Below are 15,039 nucleotides of genomic sequence, written 5' to 3' on the forward strand. Positions count from 1 at the left end.
CTGCTCAGCGGCGCCTCAGCAGTACCCCGGCGGTGCTGCCGGGGTACTGCCGGGGCCACCCCGGCCGACGGCCGTCAGGACGGCGCGGCGGACGGAGCGGACGTTCTCGGCGGCGCGGACGCGGGCGGGGACTTGCCCTCGGCCGCGGCGAGCCGTTCGAGCGCCTTCTCCAGGTCCTCCTGGGCCCTGCCGTACGCACCCCAGTCCTTCGGGTCCTTGTCCAGCGCCGCGTTGGCCTCCTCGTTGGCCTTGAGGACATCGGCGATGGCGTCGCGCAGCGCCGCGTCCCCGGTGGCCGGAGGCTTGGGCTTGGTGGTCTCACCCTCCCGCGGTGGCGTCGGCGGCGGCGTACCGCCCTCCTGGACGAAGACCGCGTCGAGCGCCTCGTCCAGGGTGTCCTTGAAGACCGGCTTGCCACCGCCGTAGGCGGCGGCCACCTTCTTCAGCAGCGGATAGTTGGCGCTGCCACCCCGGGCGTAGACCGGTTCGACATAGAGGAAGCCGCCGTCCAGGGGAATGGTCAGCAGGTTTCCGTACTCGATGTCGGAGTCGGTACCCCTGAGGTCACGCACGAAGGTGGCGACCTCCGGCACACCGTTCAGCTCGGACTGCACCTGGGACGGGCCCTGTACGGTCTCCGTGACTCTGAGCAGCCTTATCGAACCGTAGCCCGCGCTGTTGGCGTCGGCGTCCACCGCCATGAACGCGCCCAGGTTGGGACGGCCCGCCGGGGTGAACGTCGTCGTGAGCGAGAACTTCTGATCCGTCTCACCCGGCATCTTCAGGCTCAGGTAGTACGGCGGGACCGCACTGCCCTTCTTGTTCGTCGGGTCGTCCGGCACCTGCCAGGCGTCACTGCCGCTGTAGAACTGCTCGGGCTCCGTGACGTGGTACCGGGTCAGCAGCTCGCGCTGCACCTTGAACATGTCCTGCGGATAGCGCAGGTGCGACTTCAGCTCGGGCGAGATCTCGCTCTTGGACTTCACCGTGTCGGGGAACGCCTTCATCCAGGTCTTGAGGACCGGGTCGCTGGTGTCCCACTGGTAGAGCTTGACCGTGCCGTCGTACGCGTCGACGGTCGCCTTCACCGAGTTGCGGATGTAGTTGACCTGGTTCTGCTGGGCCACGACCGCACGCTGGTTGGTGGTCAGCGAGTCCGCGGTGGTGTCCCCCAGGGTCGTCCGCGAGGAGTAGGGGTAGCTGTTCGTCGTGGTGTACGCGTCGATGATCCACTGGATACGACCGTCGACCACCGCCGGATAGGCGTCGCCGTCGATCGTCAGCCAGGGCGCGACCGCCTCGACCCGCTCCTTGGGCGTGCGGTTGTAGAGAATCCGCGAGCCCTCGCCGACCGCGCCCGAGTACAGGATCTGCGGCTCGTTGAACGCGACCGCGTACGCGGCCCGGTTCAGCGTGCTGGAGAGGCTGACACCGCTGTTGCCCCGGTAGCTGGTGTACTCGGTGTCACCGGAGCTGGCCTCGTAGTCCAGCTCCTTCTGCGGACCGCCGACGATCGAGTACTGCTCGGTCTTCTCGCCGTAGTAGATCCGCTGCTCGTACTTCCCGCCCGGGTTGTCCTTGCTGAGCTGGCCCTTGGTCGGCAGCCCGGCCTCGGTGAAGTCCGGCGAGCCGACCGTTCCCTCGTTCGGGTCGGTGACCACACTGGTGCCCTTGGCCGCGATCGCGCCGTAGCCGTGGGTGTAGGTGAAGTGGTCGTTGATCCAGTTCCGCTTGGGGATGCCGTCGAGGTCCAGCTCGCGCAGACCGATCACGGTGTCCTGCGGCTTGCCGTCCGGACCGGTGTACCGGTCGACGTCCAGCGTGTCCGGGAACTGGTAGTACTTCCGTTCCTGCTGCCGCTGCTGGAAGGCCGGCGAGACGATGTTGGAGTCGACCACGCGGTAGCTCGCGGCGGACTGCGCGTCCTCCCGCTGCTGCGCCTTGCGGTTGGGATCACTCTTTCCGGCGTAGTCCTCCTGCTTCGCCGTGTCGATCCCGTACGCCTTGCGGGTGGCGTCGATGTTCTTCTGGATGTACTGGCTCTCCTTGGCCTGCTCGTTCGGCTGGACCTGGAACTTCTGCACGATGGCCGGGTAGAGGCCGCCGATGAGAATCGCCGACAGGACCATCAGGCCGAAGCCGATGACCGGAAGCTGCCAGGTACGGCGCCAGAGCGTGGCGAAGAAGAGCACCGCGCAGATCACGGCGATGCAGAAGAGGATCGTCTTCGCCGGGAGATAGGCGTTCGCGTCGACGTAGCGCAGACCGGTCCAGTTCCCCGTGGCCTTGAAGTCGCTGGACTTCACCGCGAGGCCGTACCGGTCGAGCCAGTACGCCACGGCCTTCAGCGAGACGAAGATCCCGAGCAGCACCGACAGGTGCCCCGTGGCCGCGCCGGTGGCCCGCGCGCCCGGGCTGGTGATCCGCAGCCCGCCGTACAGGTAGTGGGTCAGGGCCGCGGCGATCAGCGAGAGGACGACGGCCGCGAAGCCGAAGCCCAGCAGGAAGCGGTACCACGGCAGATCGAACGCGTAGAACGACACGTCCAGCTTGAACTGCGGGTCCTTCTCACCGAAGGGCACGCCGTGAATCCACATCAGCCAGGTACGCCACTGGCCGGTGGCGGAGGCTCCGGCGATCAGACCGACCAGCGCGGTGATCGCGAGGAGCGCCCACTTCTTGTAGGGGGCGATGCCCATGCGGTACCGGTCGAGGCTCTGCTGCTCCAGCGACATCGCGCTCAGCGGCGGCCTCAGCCGATGGGCGAGCCAGATGTTCACCCCGACGGCCGTGGCCATCAGCAGACCGAAGACGGCGAAGAGCCCGATCTTGGTCCACAGGGTGGTGGTGAACACCGATGAGTACTTGACGGAGCGGTACCAGAGCCAGTCGGTCCAGAACCCGGCGAACATGACGAACGCCATGGCCAGGACCGCCAGCACCCCCAGAGTCATCAGCAGGGTGCGGACACGCCGGGAGGGGCGGCCCACTCTGATCCGTGGCCCGGTCGGGGGGCCTCCGCCGCGGTCCGGCATCTGGAAAGCCAACGTGCGCACCTCGAAGTTCGCGGTCGGGTGTGGATATTCGCGTCTGTCAGACGGGCCCCGCGATCCTAGAGCCCCACACATGCAACTTACTGAGGCTTTACCTAGTTCCCGACTGGGGTCCCGAAGGAGGCAGGATATTGGGCATGTCCAATGTTTCCCCTTCCACCCCCTCCGCCGGCGGCCCCTCCGAGGGTGCCTCCGGCGGCTCCGGACCGGCCCCGGCCGGTTCCGGCCCCCTCGCCGCGAGCCCGCTGACCCGCGCCGTCCTGGAGATCGACGAGTACGCCTCCGGTCTCGGCTGGGACCAGCCCGCACGCCTCTTCGCCCTGGTCGACACCGCCCGGCTGCGCAGCCAGGAACCCGGTCTCGCGGCCCAGCTCGGCCTCGACGGCGACGAGAACGGCCCGGTCCTCACCCCGGTCGAACAGGACGAGATCCCGGCGGGCACCGCGCTCGACGAGTTCCTGGCCACCATCGCCTGGCCGGACGCGGTCGCCGGATGCGCGTTGACGGTGGAGCGGCTGATGCTGCCCCCGTCGGCCGAGGCGTCCGTCCCCGACAACCTCGACAAGAAGTCCCTGGCGAAGTGGGTCGCCGCCCATCCGGACCGCCAGGAGGTCCGGATGACGGTCGCCGTGCTGCGCGACGGCGCCCGCGAGTCGGCGCTGCGGCTGCGCGCGAAGGACTCCCCGAACGAGGTGCTCACCGGCTCCGACCTGGTGCCGGGGCTGGCGGAGGCCCTGGCGGCGACCTTCGAGTCCTGAGCCGTGCCGGGCCGGACCCACCCTCGGGTCCGGCCCCGCGGCGGTGCGGCCGGGCGGTCAGCCCTTCGTGCAGGGCGGGGCCGGGCGGTCAGCCCTTCGTGCAGGCGGGCAGCTCCCCCGTACGCCCCGCCTTGATCTTCTCCAGCGAGGCTGTGGCGTCGGCGATGGTGTCCACCTTCACCAGGGTGAGCCCCTTGGGGATGTCCGCCGCCGCCGCGGCGCAGTTCGCCTTCGGTACGAGGAAGTACTCCGCGCCCGCGTTCCGCGCCCCGACCAGCTTCATCTCGATCCCGCCGATCGGGCCGACCTTCCCGTCGTCGTCGATCGTCCCGGTGCCCGCGATGAACTCGCCCCCGGTCAGGTCACCGGGTGTGAGTTTGTCCACGATGCCCAGAGCGAACATCAGCCCCGCGCTCGGTCCCCCGACGTCCGCGAGATGGATGTCGATCGTGAACGGGAAGGTGTGGTCGAGCCCCGCCTGGATACCGACGATCGCCTTGCCGCTCTCCGGCGACCTGGCGGTGGTGATGGTCACCTCGTCGACGACGGTCGGCTCCTTGCCCGCCTTCTCCGCCGCCGCCGCTTCCTTGGCGGGCACGATGGTGAAGACGACCTTCTCCCCGGGCTGGTGCCGGGTGACCAGCCCGGCCACGTCGCCCGGCTCCTCGACGGCGGTGCCGTCCACCGCGCGGATCACGTCCCCGGCGTGCAGCCGGTCCTGGGCCGGGGTGTCCTTGACGACGGTCGAGACGACGACCTGCGAGCTGACCGGGATCTTGAGCTGCCTCAGCGCGGCCACCTTCGCGCTCTCCTGCGACTGGCTGAACTCCTCCGCGTTCTCCTGCGTCGACTGCTCCTCCGTCTGCCCGTCCGGATAGAGCGTCTCGTGCGGGACGACCACCTGGTCGTGGGCGAGCCAGCCGTACACCGTCTCCACGAGGTTCATCCGGTAGTCGGCCCCCGTGACCCGGACCGTGGTCATATTGAGATGGCCACCGGTGGGGTAGGTCTTGCGGCCGGAGATCCGGAGAACCGGTTCGTCTCCCGCCTTGCCGAGCGTGTTCACCGTCGGCCCCGGCGACATCTCCGCGTACGGCACCGGGATGAGTACCCCGGCGCACAGCAACGCGATGAAGATCAGGGTGGAGGCGAGCATCGTCGCGGTGCGGCGTGGCATGGAACGACAGTACGGGACACGGCCCTGCACGCACTGTCGGGGCCGGTCCGTCCGGGTCCGGCCCGCGGCCCGCGCACGACGGCGGCGGCCGTGCGGCCGTCCGCCCGCTACTTGCCCGGGGAACCGCCCGAGGCGGCCTTCTCCATCGCGTCCCGGAACCGCGCGTAACCGGCCAGCTCGGCGACATCGCCGGTCGTCCGGTTCCGTGAGGCCCAGCCTCCCCATATCGCCGCACCGACAACAGCGAAGAGCGGAATCAACAACCAGGCGAGCGCTGCCATCGCGACCTCCCTACCCCATGACATCCGCAACTGAGTGATCAGCAGATTAGTCATCTGCCAGTTCAACGCTCAGGGCAGGGGGGCGGTTACGCAAATCGGGGCGCATGGCACTCCAGCGGGTTTCAGCCCCCCTCGTCCCTCGAACGACGGCGCCCCCGCTGAGAGCGCCACCCGACCACCGCCCCACACCGGGGGCGCTACGCGCCCACCCAGTCTTCGGTGCCGTCCGCGAACGTCTGGTGCTTCCAGATCGGGACCTCGTGCTTGAGGGTGTCTATGAGCTGTCGGCAGGCGTCGAAGGCGTCACTCCGGTGGGCGCAGGCCACCGCGACGACGACCGCCAGGTCGCCGACCTTCAGATCACCCACCCGGTGGACCGCCGCCAGCGCCCGGACCGGGTATTTCACAGTGATCTCCGCGGCCGTCCGGCGCAGCTCCGCCTCGGCCGTCGGATGGCACGAATAGCCGAGCCCCGTCACCGCGGCCCCACCGTCGTGGTCGCGCACGGTGCCGACGAAGAGCGCCGTGCCTCCGGCGGCCTCGTCGCCCACCGCCGCGAAGACCTCGTCCAGCGAGAGAGGGGTGTCCCGGATCGCCACGAGCCGGATCGGGTCCGGCCCCGTCCGCTCACCCGGATGGTCGTCAGTGATGCCCATGCGTTCATCGTGCCGCATGCCACTGACACCGCGGACGGCCCGGGGCCGCACCCGGGTGCGGCCCGGCCCCCTCAGATCCGCCGTCGGGCCTTGCGGGCCCGCCGTACCAGCGCCGCCGTGCCGAGCAGGGCGACCGTCGCACCGGCCGCGCCCGCCGCCGTCGCGTCCTTGCGGCCCAGCCTGCGGCCCGCGACCGTGTGCCGGCCCTCGACCTCCTCCAGGAGCGCAGCCAGCACGTCCTCGTTGGTCCAGCGGGGACGCCAGCCCGCATCGTGGAGGCGGCTCACGCTCACCACCCAGGGGTGCATGGTGTACGCGAGGTCACCGGCCGGTGACGGGGTGAGACCGATGCGGTGCAGCCGGGCCGCGGCACCCAGCGCCACGGCCGAGGGCAGCTCCATCCGCCGGATGCCGCTCAGCTCCTCGACCTCGTCCTGTTCCAGCCAGCCGTCGCAGCCGACGGCCAGCTCCCCGTCCACCTTCTCCAGGGCGGCGTACTCCAGCGCGCTCACCAGGTCGTCGACATGGCAGAACTGCCAGGTGGGGCGGGACCCGGCGACGACGAGCAGCCGCGGGGACTCGAAGTAGCGGGTCAGCGCGGTGTCACTGCCCCCGCCGACCAGGACGGCGGGCCGGACCACGGTCACATTGAGCCCGGGGTGGGCACGGGGCGCCCGGCGCCCCAGGCGTTCGATCTCCAGGAGGTCGCCCACGCCGGTGGCCTCGGCCGTCGCCCGCAGCTCGGCGTCCTCCGACAGCGGAATGTCGTTCTCCGGCAGCGCTCCGTAGACCATCGCGGAGGTGCACAGGACCACCCGCCGCACTCCGGCCGCTGCCGCCGCCGTCAGGACGGTCTGCGTTCCCCGTACGTTGTACGCGGTCCGGGCGGCTGAATCTGTCTCCAGGTCGAGGTCGAGTGCGAGGTGCACCACGACATCGGCGCCGCGCAGCTTCTCCGCGATCGCCGGGTCCCGGACGTCGAGGATGTGCCAGTGCGCCTCGGAGACGTCGCCCCGGCGCTCGTCGATCGCCACGACCTGCTTGATCTCTTCGGACGCGGCGAGCCGCCGTGTGAGCAGATCGCCCACGCCCGTGGCGGCACCCGTGACCGCGACGACGGGGCCGCGTCCTGCGGGCCCGCCGCCGGGGGACGGGGTTGAGCGGTTTCGCGCTCCGCGAACCTGCGGATCTGGGGAACTCACCAGGTGTCTCCAGCGGTTGTCTTCAGTACGTGAGCGTATGACGCGTACGTACCAGGTGGCGTCCATCCTGCCCCAGGCCACGAGTCCGCGGAGCACCGAGCCCATCAGCGGGCGCGGATGTCTACGCTGGTGGTGTTGTCGGGCATTCGCCGTCGGCAGAAGCCGGCGGCCCTACGAGCCGAGGAAACCCGTGAGTGACACCCCATTCGGATTCGGCCTTCCGCCGGAGGAGCCGGAGAACGGCGACGAAGGCAAGAAGAAGGACCCCGCCGGAGGTGGCCACGGTCCCGGCGGCTCCTCCCCGGTGAATCCCTTCGGATTCGGCCCCGGGGCCGGTGGCGCGGACAATCCGTTCGCCTCCATGTTCGGTGCGCTGAACCCCGCCGACCTGGGCGCGGCCTTCCAGCAGCTGGGCCAGATGCTCAGCTACGAGGGCGGCCCGGTGAACTGGGACATGGCCAAGCAGATCGCTCGCCAGACCGTCTCCCAGGGCACCGCGGACGGCACCAAGGACGCGAGCGTGGGCCCCGCCGAGCGGACCGCGGTCGAGGAGGCGCTGCGCCTGGCCGATCTGTGGCTGGACGGGGTGACCTCGCTGCCGTCCGGCGCGAGCACCGCCGTCGCCTGGAGCCGGGCGGAGTGGGTCGAGGAGACCCTGCCCGCCTGGCAGCAGCTCGCCGACCCGGTCGCCGAGCGGGTCGGCATGGCCATGGGCAGTGTGCTGCCCGAGGAGATGCAGGCCATGGCGGGCCCGCTGATCGGCATGATGCGCTCCATGGGCGGCGCCATGTTCGGCCAGCAGATCGGCCAGGCCGTCGGCGTGCTGGCGGGCGAGGTGGTCGGCTCCACCGACATCGGCCTGCCGCTCGGCCCCGCCGGCAAGGCCGCGCTCCTCCCGTTGAACGTGGACGCCCTGGGCAAGGACCTCGGGGTGCCGAGGGAGGAGGTCCGGCTCTATCTGGCCCTGCGCGAGGCGGCCCATCAGCGGCTCTTCGCCCATGTGCCGTGGCTGCGGTCGCACCTCTTCGGCGCGGTCGAGGGCTATGCGCGGGGGATCACCGTCGACACGTCGAAGCTGGAGGACGTGGTCGGACAGTTCGACCCCACCCACCCCGAGCAGCTTCAGGAAGCACTCCAGCAGGGCATGTTCCAGCCGGAGGAGACCCCGCAGCAGAAGGCCGCGCTGGCCCGTCTGGAGACGGCGCTCGCCCTGGTCGAGGGCTGGGTGGACGCGGTGGTCCACGAGGCGGCCTCGTCCCGGCTGACGTCGGCGGACGCGCTGCGCGAGACCCTGCGCAGGCGGCGTGCGTCCGGCGGTCCCGCCGAGCAGACCTTCGCCACCCTGATCGGTCTCCAGCTGCGTCCGCGCAGGCTGCGGGACGCCTCCCGGCTGTGGGCCTCGCTCACCGACGCCCGGGGCGTGGACGGCCGTGACGCCCTGTGGGAGCACCCGGACATGCTGCCGACCGCCACCGACCTGGACGACCCGGACGGCTTCGTCCACCGCGAGCACCTCGACTTCTCCGAGCTGGACAGGATGCTCGGGGAGGCGGCGTCCCAGGGCTCCGGCGGCGACCGGGGCACCGAGGGCGCCAAGGACGTCAAGGGCACCAAGGACACCGACGGTGAGGGCGACGACACGGACGGAGCGCGGGGCGAGGGCGGCTCCGAGCGGTGAGCCCGTCCGAGAACACCGGCACAGGCACGGACGAGGACGCGGTGGAGAGGCCGGACCGGCGGCAGGACACGGCCGCGGCCGGCCTGCACGGAGACGCCGTACGGACGCTGGAGGGGTACACCGACCGGGAGGGCCACGAGGAGCAGGAGCAGTTGCGACAGCTCTATCTCGGCCATCTGGCCGCCCGGCTCGACGGCATGTGGAAGTCCTGCTCCGCGGGGCATCTCACGGCCAGCGCCCTGGTGGTCGACCCGGAGCACGAGCGGGTGCTGCTGACGCTGCACCGGAAGCTGGGCATGTGGCTCCAGATGGGCGGCCACTGCGAGCCGGGTGACCGGACGCTGGCGGAGGCCGCGCTGCGCGAGGCCACCGAGGAGTCCGGGGTACGGGGGCTGACGCTGCTCGGGGGCGGTGTCCCGGTGCGGCTGGACCGGCATCCGATCCCCGCGCCGTGCCACTGGCACCTGGATGTGCAGTACGCGGCGCTGGCCCCGGCGGGGGCCGTGGCGGAGATCAGCGAGGAGTCGCTGGATCTGCGCTGGTTCGGCTACGACGAGGTGGCGGACGTGGCCGACACCTCGGTCGTGCGGCTGCTGGAGCGGACCCGCGCGGCGCTCGCGGCGCCGTCGTCCCCGGTCGTCTGACACCGGGACACCGAGGGTGGCCTGCCGGAACTCCGGCGGGTCACCCCTCGCGCGCATCCCGGCCGCCCTGGTGGGGGAATGGCCGGGAGGGCCGGGAATCCGCGGGGATTCCTCCGTGGGCGGGGACCGCTCCAGGGCGATTCACGAATAAGGAAAACGCGGTCGTGGAACGGCCTCCGCACCGGTGCCGGGACTGTCGCGGCGGACGGCATAAGGCGGCATGGCGGACGGCATAAAAAGAGCGGCCCCGGCCCGGTGCGGCGGTATTCCACCCGGGACGCGCGCCGCTTTCCCGCGCCCATGGTTTTCTCCCTGCTCACCGGGTGTGGTCAGCGGCTGTGTCTCACTCCCCCGCCTCCGGTGACGGATGCGGCAGCCGGGTCGCGGCCACCACGCCCTCCAGATACCCCCGGGCCCGCTCGGTACGGGGGTACGCCTCCATGAGCTGCCAGAAACGGGGGCCGTGACCGGGGACCAGAAGGTGTGCCAGCTCATGGACGAGCACATAGTCGATCACGTACTCGGGCATCCCCTGGAGCCGGTGCGAGAGGCGGATGCTGCCCTCGGCGGGGGTGCAGGAGCCCCAGCGGGTGTTCTGGTTCGTCACCCAGCGCACGGAGGCCGGGCGGGCCCTGCCGCCGAGATACTGCGCCGAGAGCCGGTTCGCCCGTGCCGCCAGCTCCCGGTCGCCGAGGGTGCGTCTGCTCTCCTGGGCGGCGAGTTTGTCGAGCATCACGCCCACCCAGCGCTGCTCCTCGGCCTCGGACATCCGGGCGGGGATCAGGACGATCGTTCTGTCGCCCTCGCGGTAGGCGGATACGGTTCGGCGGCGGCGCGGGCTTCTGCGGACCTCGACCGCACTCGTCCCCGATCGGCGGGGCGGCCGGGGCGGGGTCTCCTCCGCGACGCTGGGGGAAGGCTCGACGGACACGCCCCGACGTTACCCGCTGACCGTGGAATAAGTCCCGCCCCTGGATCGGTTCCGACGCGATCCACCATGATCCTCTTCCACGACGCCAAATTCATATGACTAATAGGCCGCCCCTGTGGACAACTTTCCGCGCGCCGTGCAGATCCCGTGCATTCTGACTTCCGTCGGCGGACAAGGGGGTACGGATATGCATCCCATGCTGAAGCCCGCGCTGCGGCGGGCCTGGCGGGAGCGGCAGAGTGTGCAGTTCGGTGTGACGGGCGCGCTGGCGGTGACGCTCGGACCGGTGGACACGGCGACGGGCACGCTGCTGGATCTGCTCGACGGGACCCGCGGGCTGCCACTGCTGCGGGCGGAGGCCCGGTCGCTGGGGCTGCCGGACGGACATCTGGACGCCCTGCTGGGCCGGCTCACGGCGGCGGGCCTGCTGGACGACGTCAGGGCGGGCGGACCGGAGGCCGAGGCCCTGCGCCATCGGGCGCCGGTCCTCGACCGGCTGCGGCCCGACCTGGCTGCGCTCTCCGTGGTCCATCCGGAACCCGGCGGTGGATTACGGCGGCTGGCCGCACGGCAGGCGACGCATGTGCAGATCAGAGGCGCGGGCAGGGTGGGTGCCTCGGTGGCGGCCCTGCTGTCGGCCTCCGGAGTGGGCCGGGTGGAGGTGCTGGACGGCGGACACACCGAGCCCTGGGACGTGGCGCCCGGCGGGCTTCCGGCGGCGGCCGTCGGGGAGCGGCGGGACGCGGCGGCCCGCCGTCTGGTGCGCCATACGGCGGCGATACCGGCCCGGCGCGCTCCCCGGCCGGGGAGCGCGCCGCAGGGCGACGGGACGGCGGAGGGCGGCCCGGGGCACGCGGCGGGGCTCTCCCTGGTCGTGCTCTGCCCGCGCGACGGTCTCGCCGCCCACGCCCCCGACCCGGCGGCGGCCAGGGACTGGATCGCCACGGGGACACCCCATCTCTATGCCGGGGTGATCGAGTCGACCGGCCTGGTCGGGCCCCTGGTACTGCCCGGCGGCACCGCGTGCGCGGGCTGTCTGGAGCTGGGCCGGGCCGATCGCGACCCGGGGTGGCCGAGGCTGGTGGCGCAGTGGCGCTCGGGCGGACGCCGGGCACCGGTACCCGCGTGTGATCTCTCCCTGGCATCGGCGGTCGCGGGAACGGCGGCGGCGCACGCGCTGTCCTTCCTGGACGGGGAGTTGCCCGCCTGCGTCGGCGCGCGCTGGGAGACCTCGATGCCTCTGCTGGAGTGGCGGCCGCGGCCCGTGGCCCCGCACGACGACTGCGACTGCGGCGCGGGAGGGAAAAGTGAGGGGCAGGACACCCCCGGTATCGCACGTTCACACGAGACAATGGCCGGGTAACCGCCGTCGACGGAGCAGGGCCGCTGAGCACGTCACGGGCACGGCCGGCTGGGATTTGGAGGGGCGTATGTCTGATCTTCCCCGGAAGGCGGTCACCCGGACCGCCAAGTTGGCCGCTCTGCCACTGGGCTTCGCCGGCCGGGCCACCTGGGGGCTCGGCAAGCGGATCGGCGGCAAGTCCGCCGAGATCGTCGCCCGTGAACTGCAACAGCGCACCGCCGAGCAGCTCTTCAAGGTCTTGGGGGAGTTGAAGGGGGGTGCGATGAAGTTCGGGCAGGCGCTGTCCGTCTTCGAGTCCGCGCTCCCCGAGGACATCGCCGGGCCCTATCGCGCCGCGCTCACCAAGCTCCAGGACGCGGCTCCGCCGATGCCGACACGCACGGTCCACACGGTGCTGGAGGAGCGGCTGGGCGAGGAGTGGCGGGAGCTGTTCCTCACCTTCGAGGACAAGCCCTCCGCCGCCGCCTCCATCGGCCAGGTGCACCGCGCGGTCTGGCACGACGGCCGTGAGGTCGCGGTGAAGGTGCAGTACCCGGGCGCGGGTGAGGCGCTGCTCGCGGATCTGACGCAGCTCAGCCGGTTCGCCAAGCTGCTGGGTCCGCTCATTCCGGGGATGGACATCAAGCCGCTGATCACCGAGTTGCGGGACCGGGTGTCGGAGGAGCTGGACTACGCCCTGGAGGCGGAGTCGCAGCGGGAGCACGCGGCGGAGTTCGCGGACGATCCGGATGTGCTGGTGCCGGATGTGGTCTTCCAGTCGGACCAGGTGCTGGTGACCGAGTGGATCGACGGCATCCCCCTGGCGGAGGTCATCTCCGAGGGCACCCAGGAGCAGCGGGACCGGGCCGGGCAGCTCCTGGCGCGCTTTCTCTTCTCCGGCCCGGCGCGCACCGGGCTGCTCCACGCCGACCCGCACCCGGGGAACTTCCGGCTGCTGCCGCTGGACGGGGGCGCGGGCTGGCGGCTGGGCGTGCTGGACTTCGGCACGGTGGACCGGCTGCCCGGCGGGCTGCCGCTGCCGATCGGGGAGTGTCTGCGGATGACTCTGGAGGGTCACGCCGACACGGTCTATGAACTGCTGTGCGAAGAGGGCTTCGTGAAGCAGGAGATCGAGCTGGACCCGGACGCCGTGCTGGAGTATCTGCTGCCGATCATCGAGCCCGCGGAGGTGGAGGCGTTCACCTTCTCCCGGGGCTGGATGCGCTCCCAGGCCACCCGGATCGCGGACATCCGCTCCCCCGCGCACCAATTGGGCAAGCAGCTCAATCTGCCGCCGTCGTATCTGCTGATACACCGGGTGACGCTGAGCACGATCGGGGTGCTGTGCCAGCTGAACGCGACGGTACGGCTGCGGGACGAGCTGGAGACATGGGTGCCGGGCTTTGTGGCGGAGCACCCGCTCGCCGAGGAGGACGTCCCGGACCCGGACGGCGGCCCGGACGCCGCGCCCGAGGGGAAGGACCCGGTGGACGGCACCGCACCGGCGCAGGTCTGATCCGGCCGCCGCGCGCCCGACCCGGGGGGGGCGGGGCGGTCGGCCCGGAGCACGGGCCTGCCGCGGGCCCGGGGCGGTCGGCCTGCCGCGGGCCCGGGGCGGGTGACCGGGCCGGGCGGTGGCCGGGGGCGGTGCCGGGTCCTCGGCCGGGGGGCTACCACCAGGCCGAGTCGAGCCTGCTCTCGATCGCGCGGAGGTTGGCGCGGGCGCACTCGTCGCAGAAGTAGCGGCGGGTGTGGTTCTCCACGGAGCAGGTCCAGGTGGGCGGGGTGCCCTCAGCCGCCGTGCCACAGCGGGAACACATGATGCTCTCGGCACCCGGGTCCGCCGGGTGGGGGTTCTGCTGCTGGTCCACCCTGTGACGATACCCCCCGGGGGGCCCGTTGGCCGGGGAACGCACCGCGGGGGCAGGTCCGTTCGGACCTGCCCCCGGGAGCCTACGGCCGATGGTCAGTTCATGACGGCCATGGCCAGCGCGCGGCGGGCGCGCATCGACACCCGCTCCGCGCGGCGCTGCATACGCCGGGCGGTGACCAGGCGGACGGCCCGGCGCTCGATGTCGGCGTCGCGCAGGCGGTCATGCATATGCGCACGCGCCAGGGCTTCTGGGATGAGTTGCATTTCGCGGGTCCTGTTCTGACGCGAGGCGTTCGCGCCGATGGTGGTGACGACTGGGGTGGCGGAGCCTGCGGGCTCGCTCAGGGAAGTGGGCATGAGGGCCTGCTTCTGCGGATCGTGCGTGAGGGGGCGGTCGACGGTGCCGATGGCGATCATGCCGCTACCGGGTTCTTGCGCGGACGGCCACGCGGACGCTTCCGGGCGACGACCACGCCCTGGACGAACAGCTCGCCGCCCCAGACACCCCACGGCTCACGCCGCTCCTTGGCACCCGCGAGGCATGCCTCCATCAGCGGGCAGGTGCGGCAGAGGGACTTGGCGTACTCCACGTCCGCCGGGGACTCGGCGAAGAAGACCTCCGGGTCGTAGGAGCGGCAGGGGACGGGCACGCCGAGGTTCTCGATGGCGTCGTCGAGAGCGGTGAGCGCGGTGAGCGCGGTCAAGGGGGAGTCCTCCGTGGAAGCGGGCGGGGTGATGGTCTCGGAAGGCGGTACGGACGGGGCGTGCGCTTCGAGTTGCACGGTGGTGTATTCCTCGTCTTGTCGGTCCGGCCGGTCGGCCGGTTGGTGGTCCCCCGGTCGGACCGGGGGGCTGGTACCGGGTGCTGCTGTCCCGAGGCCCCTTCGTTCCGGCTCCCCGGTGTGGGGAAAACAGAAGGGCCGCGGAACCCGAGTGGGGTTCCGCGGCCCTGAAGGCGCCGGCCTGATCACATCAGGCTGGATCACTCCAGGGTTCGAGCCCACGGAAGGCCCACGTCATGTGGTGCTGCGTCTGCTTCTTCGCGGTTCCGGCACCGGTCGCCGCAAAGGCATAGGTCTTGACCTGTGCCTTGGCCACTCCTGCTTCCAGTGCCTCGGTCGGTCGCTCGACCCGCTCCAGGACGGGAAGCCCGCCCAGAGGCCGCAGGGAGACCTCGGTCGCGACACCGGACACACGGGTGGCGTCGAAGTCGAACGACAGGGAGAAGCCGAGCGAGCAGGCGGAGGCGACGATCGAGCGATCGGCCACAATGGACGATGCGTTGAAGCTGATGTTGCTGCTGGTGTTATTGCTGATCACTGGACTCGCCTCCTCTCGGCGTCTCGGGGCCGGACAAGCCGACCACATGTATTCGGATAAGTAGAGCACGGGGGCAGGGGCTCGGAGAAGCCCGCTGTTCCCGTGGTTAAGAACCTATGGGGGA

The 15,039-nt window shown here is 71.2% G+C and carries 15 protein-coding genes; 5 read left to right on the forward strand and 10 right to left on the reverse strand.

Translation table 11 applies throughout. The annotated features are described in order from the left end of the window. Window positions 1–74: 74 nt before the first annotated feature. On the reverse strand, window positions 75–3,035 hold the full coding sequence (locus CRV15_RS08165; RefSeq protein WP_003961750.1) for a UPF0182 family membrane protein: 2,961 nt from the start codon (window positions 3,033–3,035) through the stop codon (window positions 75–77). Between the two features lie 155 nt (window positions 3,036–3,190). Here CRV15_RS08165 and CRV15_RS08170 point away from each other — a divergent pair, with 155 nt between their 5' ends. After that, a complete protein-coding gene (locus CRV15_RS08170) occupies window positions 3,191–3,811 on the forward strand; it encodes a PPA1309 family protein (RefSeq protein ID WP_003961749.1) in 621 nt (206 codons plus the stop codon). Between the two features lie 88 nt (window positions 3,812–3,899). On the opposite strand, the gene CRV15_RS08175 is transcribed toward CRV15_RS08170, so the two are convergent. From CRV15_RS08175 to CRV15_RS08190, 4 genes are all read right to left on the reverse strand, one after another. Further along, window positions 3,900–4,988: a YlbL family protein gene (locus tag CRV15_RS08175; RefSeq protein ID WP_003953936.1), complete on the reverse strand. Its 1,089-nt coding sequence runs from the start codon at window positions 4,986–4,988 to the stop codon at window positions 3,900–3,902. Between the two features lie 107 nt (window positions 4,989–5,095). Beyond that, window positions 5,096–5,269 carry a hypothetical protein gene (locus tag CRV15_RS08180; protein WP_009997479.1) on the reverse strand — a complete coding sequence of 58 codons (174 nt, stop codon included), beginning with the start codon at window positions 5,267–5,269 and terminating at the stop codon, window positions 5,096–5,098. A gap of 197 nt (window positions 5,270–5,466) precedes the next feature. Beyond that, window positions 5,467–5,925 carry a molybdenum cofactor biosynthesis protein MoaE gene (locus CRV15_RS08185; protein ID WP_003953934.1) on the reverse strand — a complete coding sequence of 153 codons (459 nt, stop codon included), beginning with the start codon at window positions 5,923–5,925 and terminating at the stop codon, window positions 5,467–5,469. 71 nt (window positions 5,926–5,996) lie between these two features. Next, window positions 5,997–7,127, reverse strand: a complete 1,131-nt coding sequence (locus tag CRV15_RS08190; RefSeq protein WP_003953933.1) for an SDR family oxidoreductase — start codon at window positions 7,125–7,127, stop codon at window positions 5,997–5,999. A gap of 190 nt (window positions 7,128–7,317) precedes the next feature. Between CRV15_RS08190 and CRV15_RS08195 the strand changes: the two genes are divergently transcribed. Beyond that, window positions 7,318–8,805 carry a zinc-dependent metalloprotease gene (locus CRV15_RS08195; protein WP_003953932.1) on the forward strand — a complete coding sequence of 496 codons (1,488 nt, stop codon included), beginning with the start codon at window positions 7,318–7,320 and terminating at the stop codon, window positions 8,803–8,805. A 41-nt stretch (window positions 8,806–8,846) separates the two neighbouring features. After that, the gene (locus CRV15_RS08200; protein WP_106428607.1) at window positions 8,847–9,449 is read left to right on the forward strand and encodes an NUDIX hydrolase; all 603 of its coding nucleotides are present in this window, start codon (window positions 8,847–8,849) and stop codon (window positions 9,447–9,449) included. Between the two features lie 343 nt (window positions 9,450–9,792). Here the strand turns inward: CRV15_RS08200 and CRV15_RS08205 are convergent, their stop codons facing one another. Continuing rightward, window positions 9,793–10,380, reverse strand: a complete 588-nt coding sequence (locus CRV15_RS08205) for a M48 metallopeptidase family protein (protein WP_003961745.1) — start codon at window positions 10,378–10,380, stop codon at window positions 9,793–9,795. Between the two features lie 187 nt (window positions 10,381–10,567). Between CRV15_RS08205 and CRV15_RS08210 the strand changes: the two genes are divergently transcribed. Both CRV15_RS08210 and CRV15_RS08215 read left to right on the forward strand, forming a co-directional pair. After that, entirely contained in the window at window positions 10,568–11,743 is a 1,176-nt protein-coding gene (locus CRV15_RS08210; protein ID WP_003961744.1) for a ThiF family adenylyltransferase, read from the forward strand. 67 nt (window positions 11,744–11,810) lie between these two features. Continuing rightward, complete coding sequence (locus CRV15_RS08215; RefSeq protein ID WP_003961743.1) at window positions 11,811–13,238, forward strand: ABC1 kinase family protein; 1,428 nt, start codon at window positions 11,811–11,813, stop codon at window positions 13,236–13,238. Window positions 13,239–13,392: 154 nt separating this feature from the next. On the opposite strand, the gene CRV15_RS08220 is transcribed toward CRV15_RS08215, so the two are convergent. The 4 genes from CRV15_RS08220 to CRV15_RS08235 form a co-directional block, all read right to left on the reverse strand. After that, on the reverse strand, window positions 13,393–13,593 hold the full coding sequence (locus tag CRV15_RS08220; protein WP_009997475.1) for a hypothetical protein: 201 nt from the start codon (window positions 13,591–13,593) through the stop codon (window positions 13,393–13,395). Between the two features lie 95 nt (window positions 13,594–13,688). Beyond that, window positions 13,689–14,012 (reverse strand): hypothetical protein, encoded by a 324-nt coding sequence (locus tag CRV15_RS08225; protein ID WP_003953926.1) that lies wholly within the window; start codon window positions 14,010–14,012, stop codon window positions 13,689–13,691. Further along, on the reverse strand, window positions 14,009–14,377 hold the full coding sequence (locus tag CRV15_RS08230) for a WhiB family transcriptional regulator (protein WP_003953924.1): 369 nt from the start codon (window positions 14,375–14,377) through the stop codon (window positions 14,009–14,011). Before CRV15_RS08230 ends, CRV15_RS08225 begins: the two co-directional genes overlap by 4 nt. 190 nt (window positions 14,378–14,567) lie before the next feature. Beyond that, the gene (locus CRV15_RS08235; RefSeq protein ID WP_003961741.1) at window positions 14,568–14,963 is read right to left on the reverse strand and encodes a hypothetical protein; all 396 of its coding nucleotides are present in this window, start codon (window positions 14,961–14,963) and stop codon (window positions 14,568–14,570) included. Window positions 14,964–15,039: the final 76 nt, after the last annotated feature.

Source organism: Streptomyces clavuligerus (assembly GCF_005519465.1).
Taxonomy (GTDB): Bacteria; Actinomycetota; Actinomycetes; order Streptomycetales; family Streptomycetaceae; genus Streptomyces; species Streptomyces clavuligerus.

Bases quoted from the DNA above. Each gene is read 5' to 3' on its own strand.
- CRV15_RS08165 (WP_003961750.1), bottom strand. From the start codon at position 3,035: ATGCCGGACCGCGGCGGAGGCCCCCCGACCGGGCCACGGATCAGAGTG.
- CRV15_RS08170 (WP_003961749.1), top strand. From the start codon at position 3,191: ATGTCCAATGTTTCCCCTTCCACCCCCTCCGCCGGCGGCCCCTCCGAG.
- CRV15_RS08175 (WP_003953936.1), bottom strand. From the start codon at position 4,988: ATGCCACGCCGCACCGCGACGATGCTCGCCTCCACCCTGATCTTCATC.
- CRV15_RS08180 (WP_009997479.1), bottom strand. From the start codon at position 5,269: ATGGCAGCGCTCGCCTGGTTGTTGATTCCGCTCTTCGCTGTTGTCGGT.
- CRV15_RS08185 (WP_003953934.1), bottom strand. From the start codon at position 5,925: ATGGGCATCACTGACGACCATCCGGGTGAGCGGACGGGGCCGGACCCG.
- CRV15_RS08210 (WP_003961744.1), top strand. From the start codon at position 10,568: ATGCATCCCATGCTGAAGCCCGCGCTGCGGCGGGCCTGGCGGGAGCGG.
- CRV15_RS08215 (WP_003961743.1), top strand. From the start codon at position 11,811: ATGTCTGATCTTCCCCGGAAGGCGGTCACCCGGACCGCCAAGTTGGCC.
- CRV15_RS08225 (WP_003953926.1), bottom strand. From the start codon at position 14,012: ATGATCGCCATCGGCACCGTCGACCGCCCCCTCACGCACGATCCGCAG.
- CRV15_RS08235 (WP_003961741.1), bottom strand. From the start codon at position 14,963: ATGTGGTCGGCTTGTCCGGCCCCGAGACGCCGAGAGGAGGCGAGTCCA.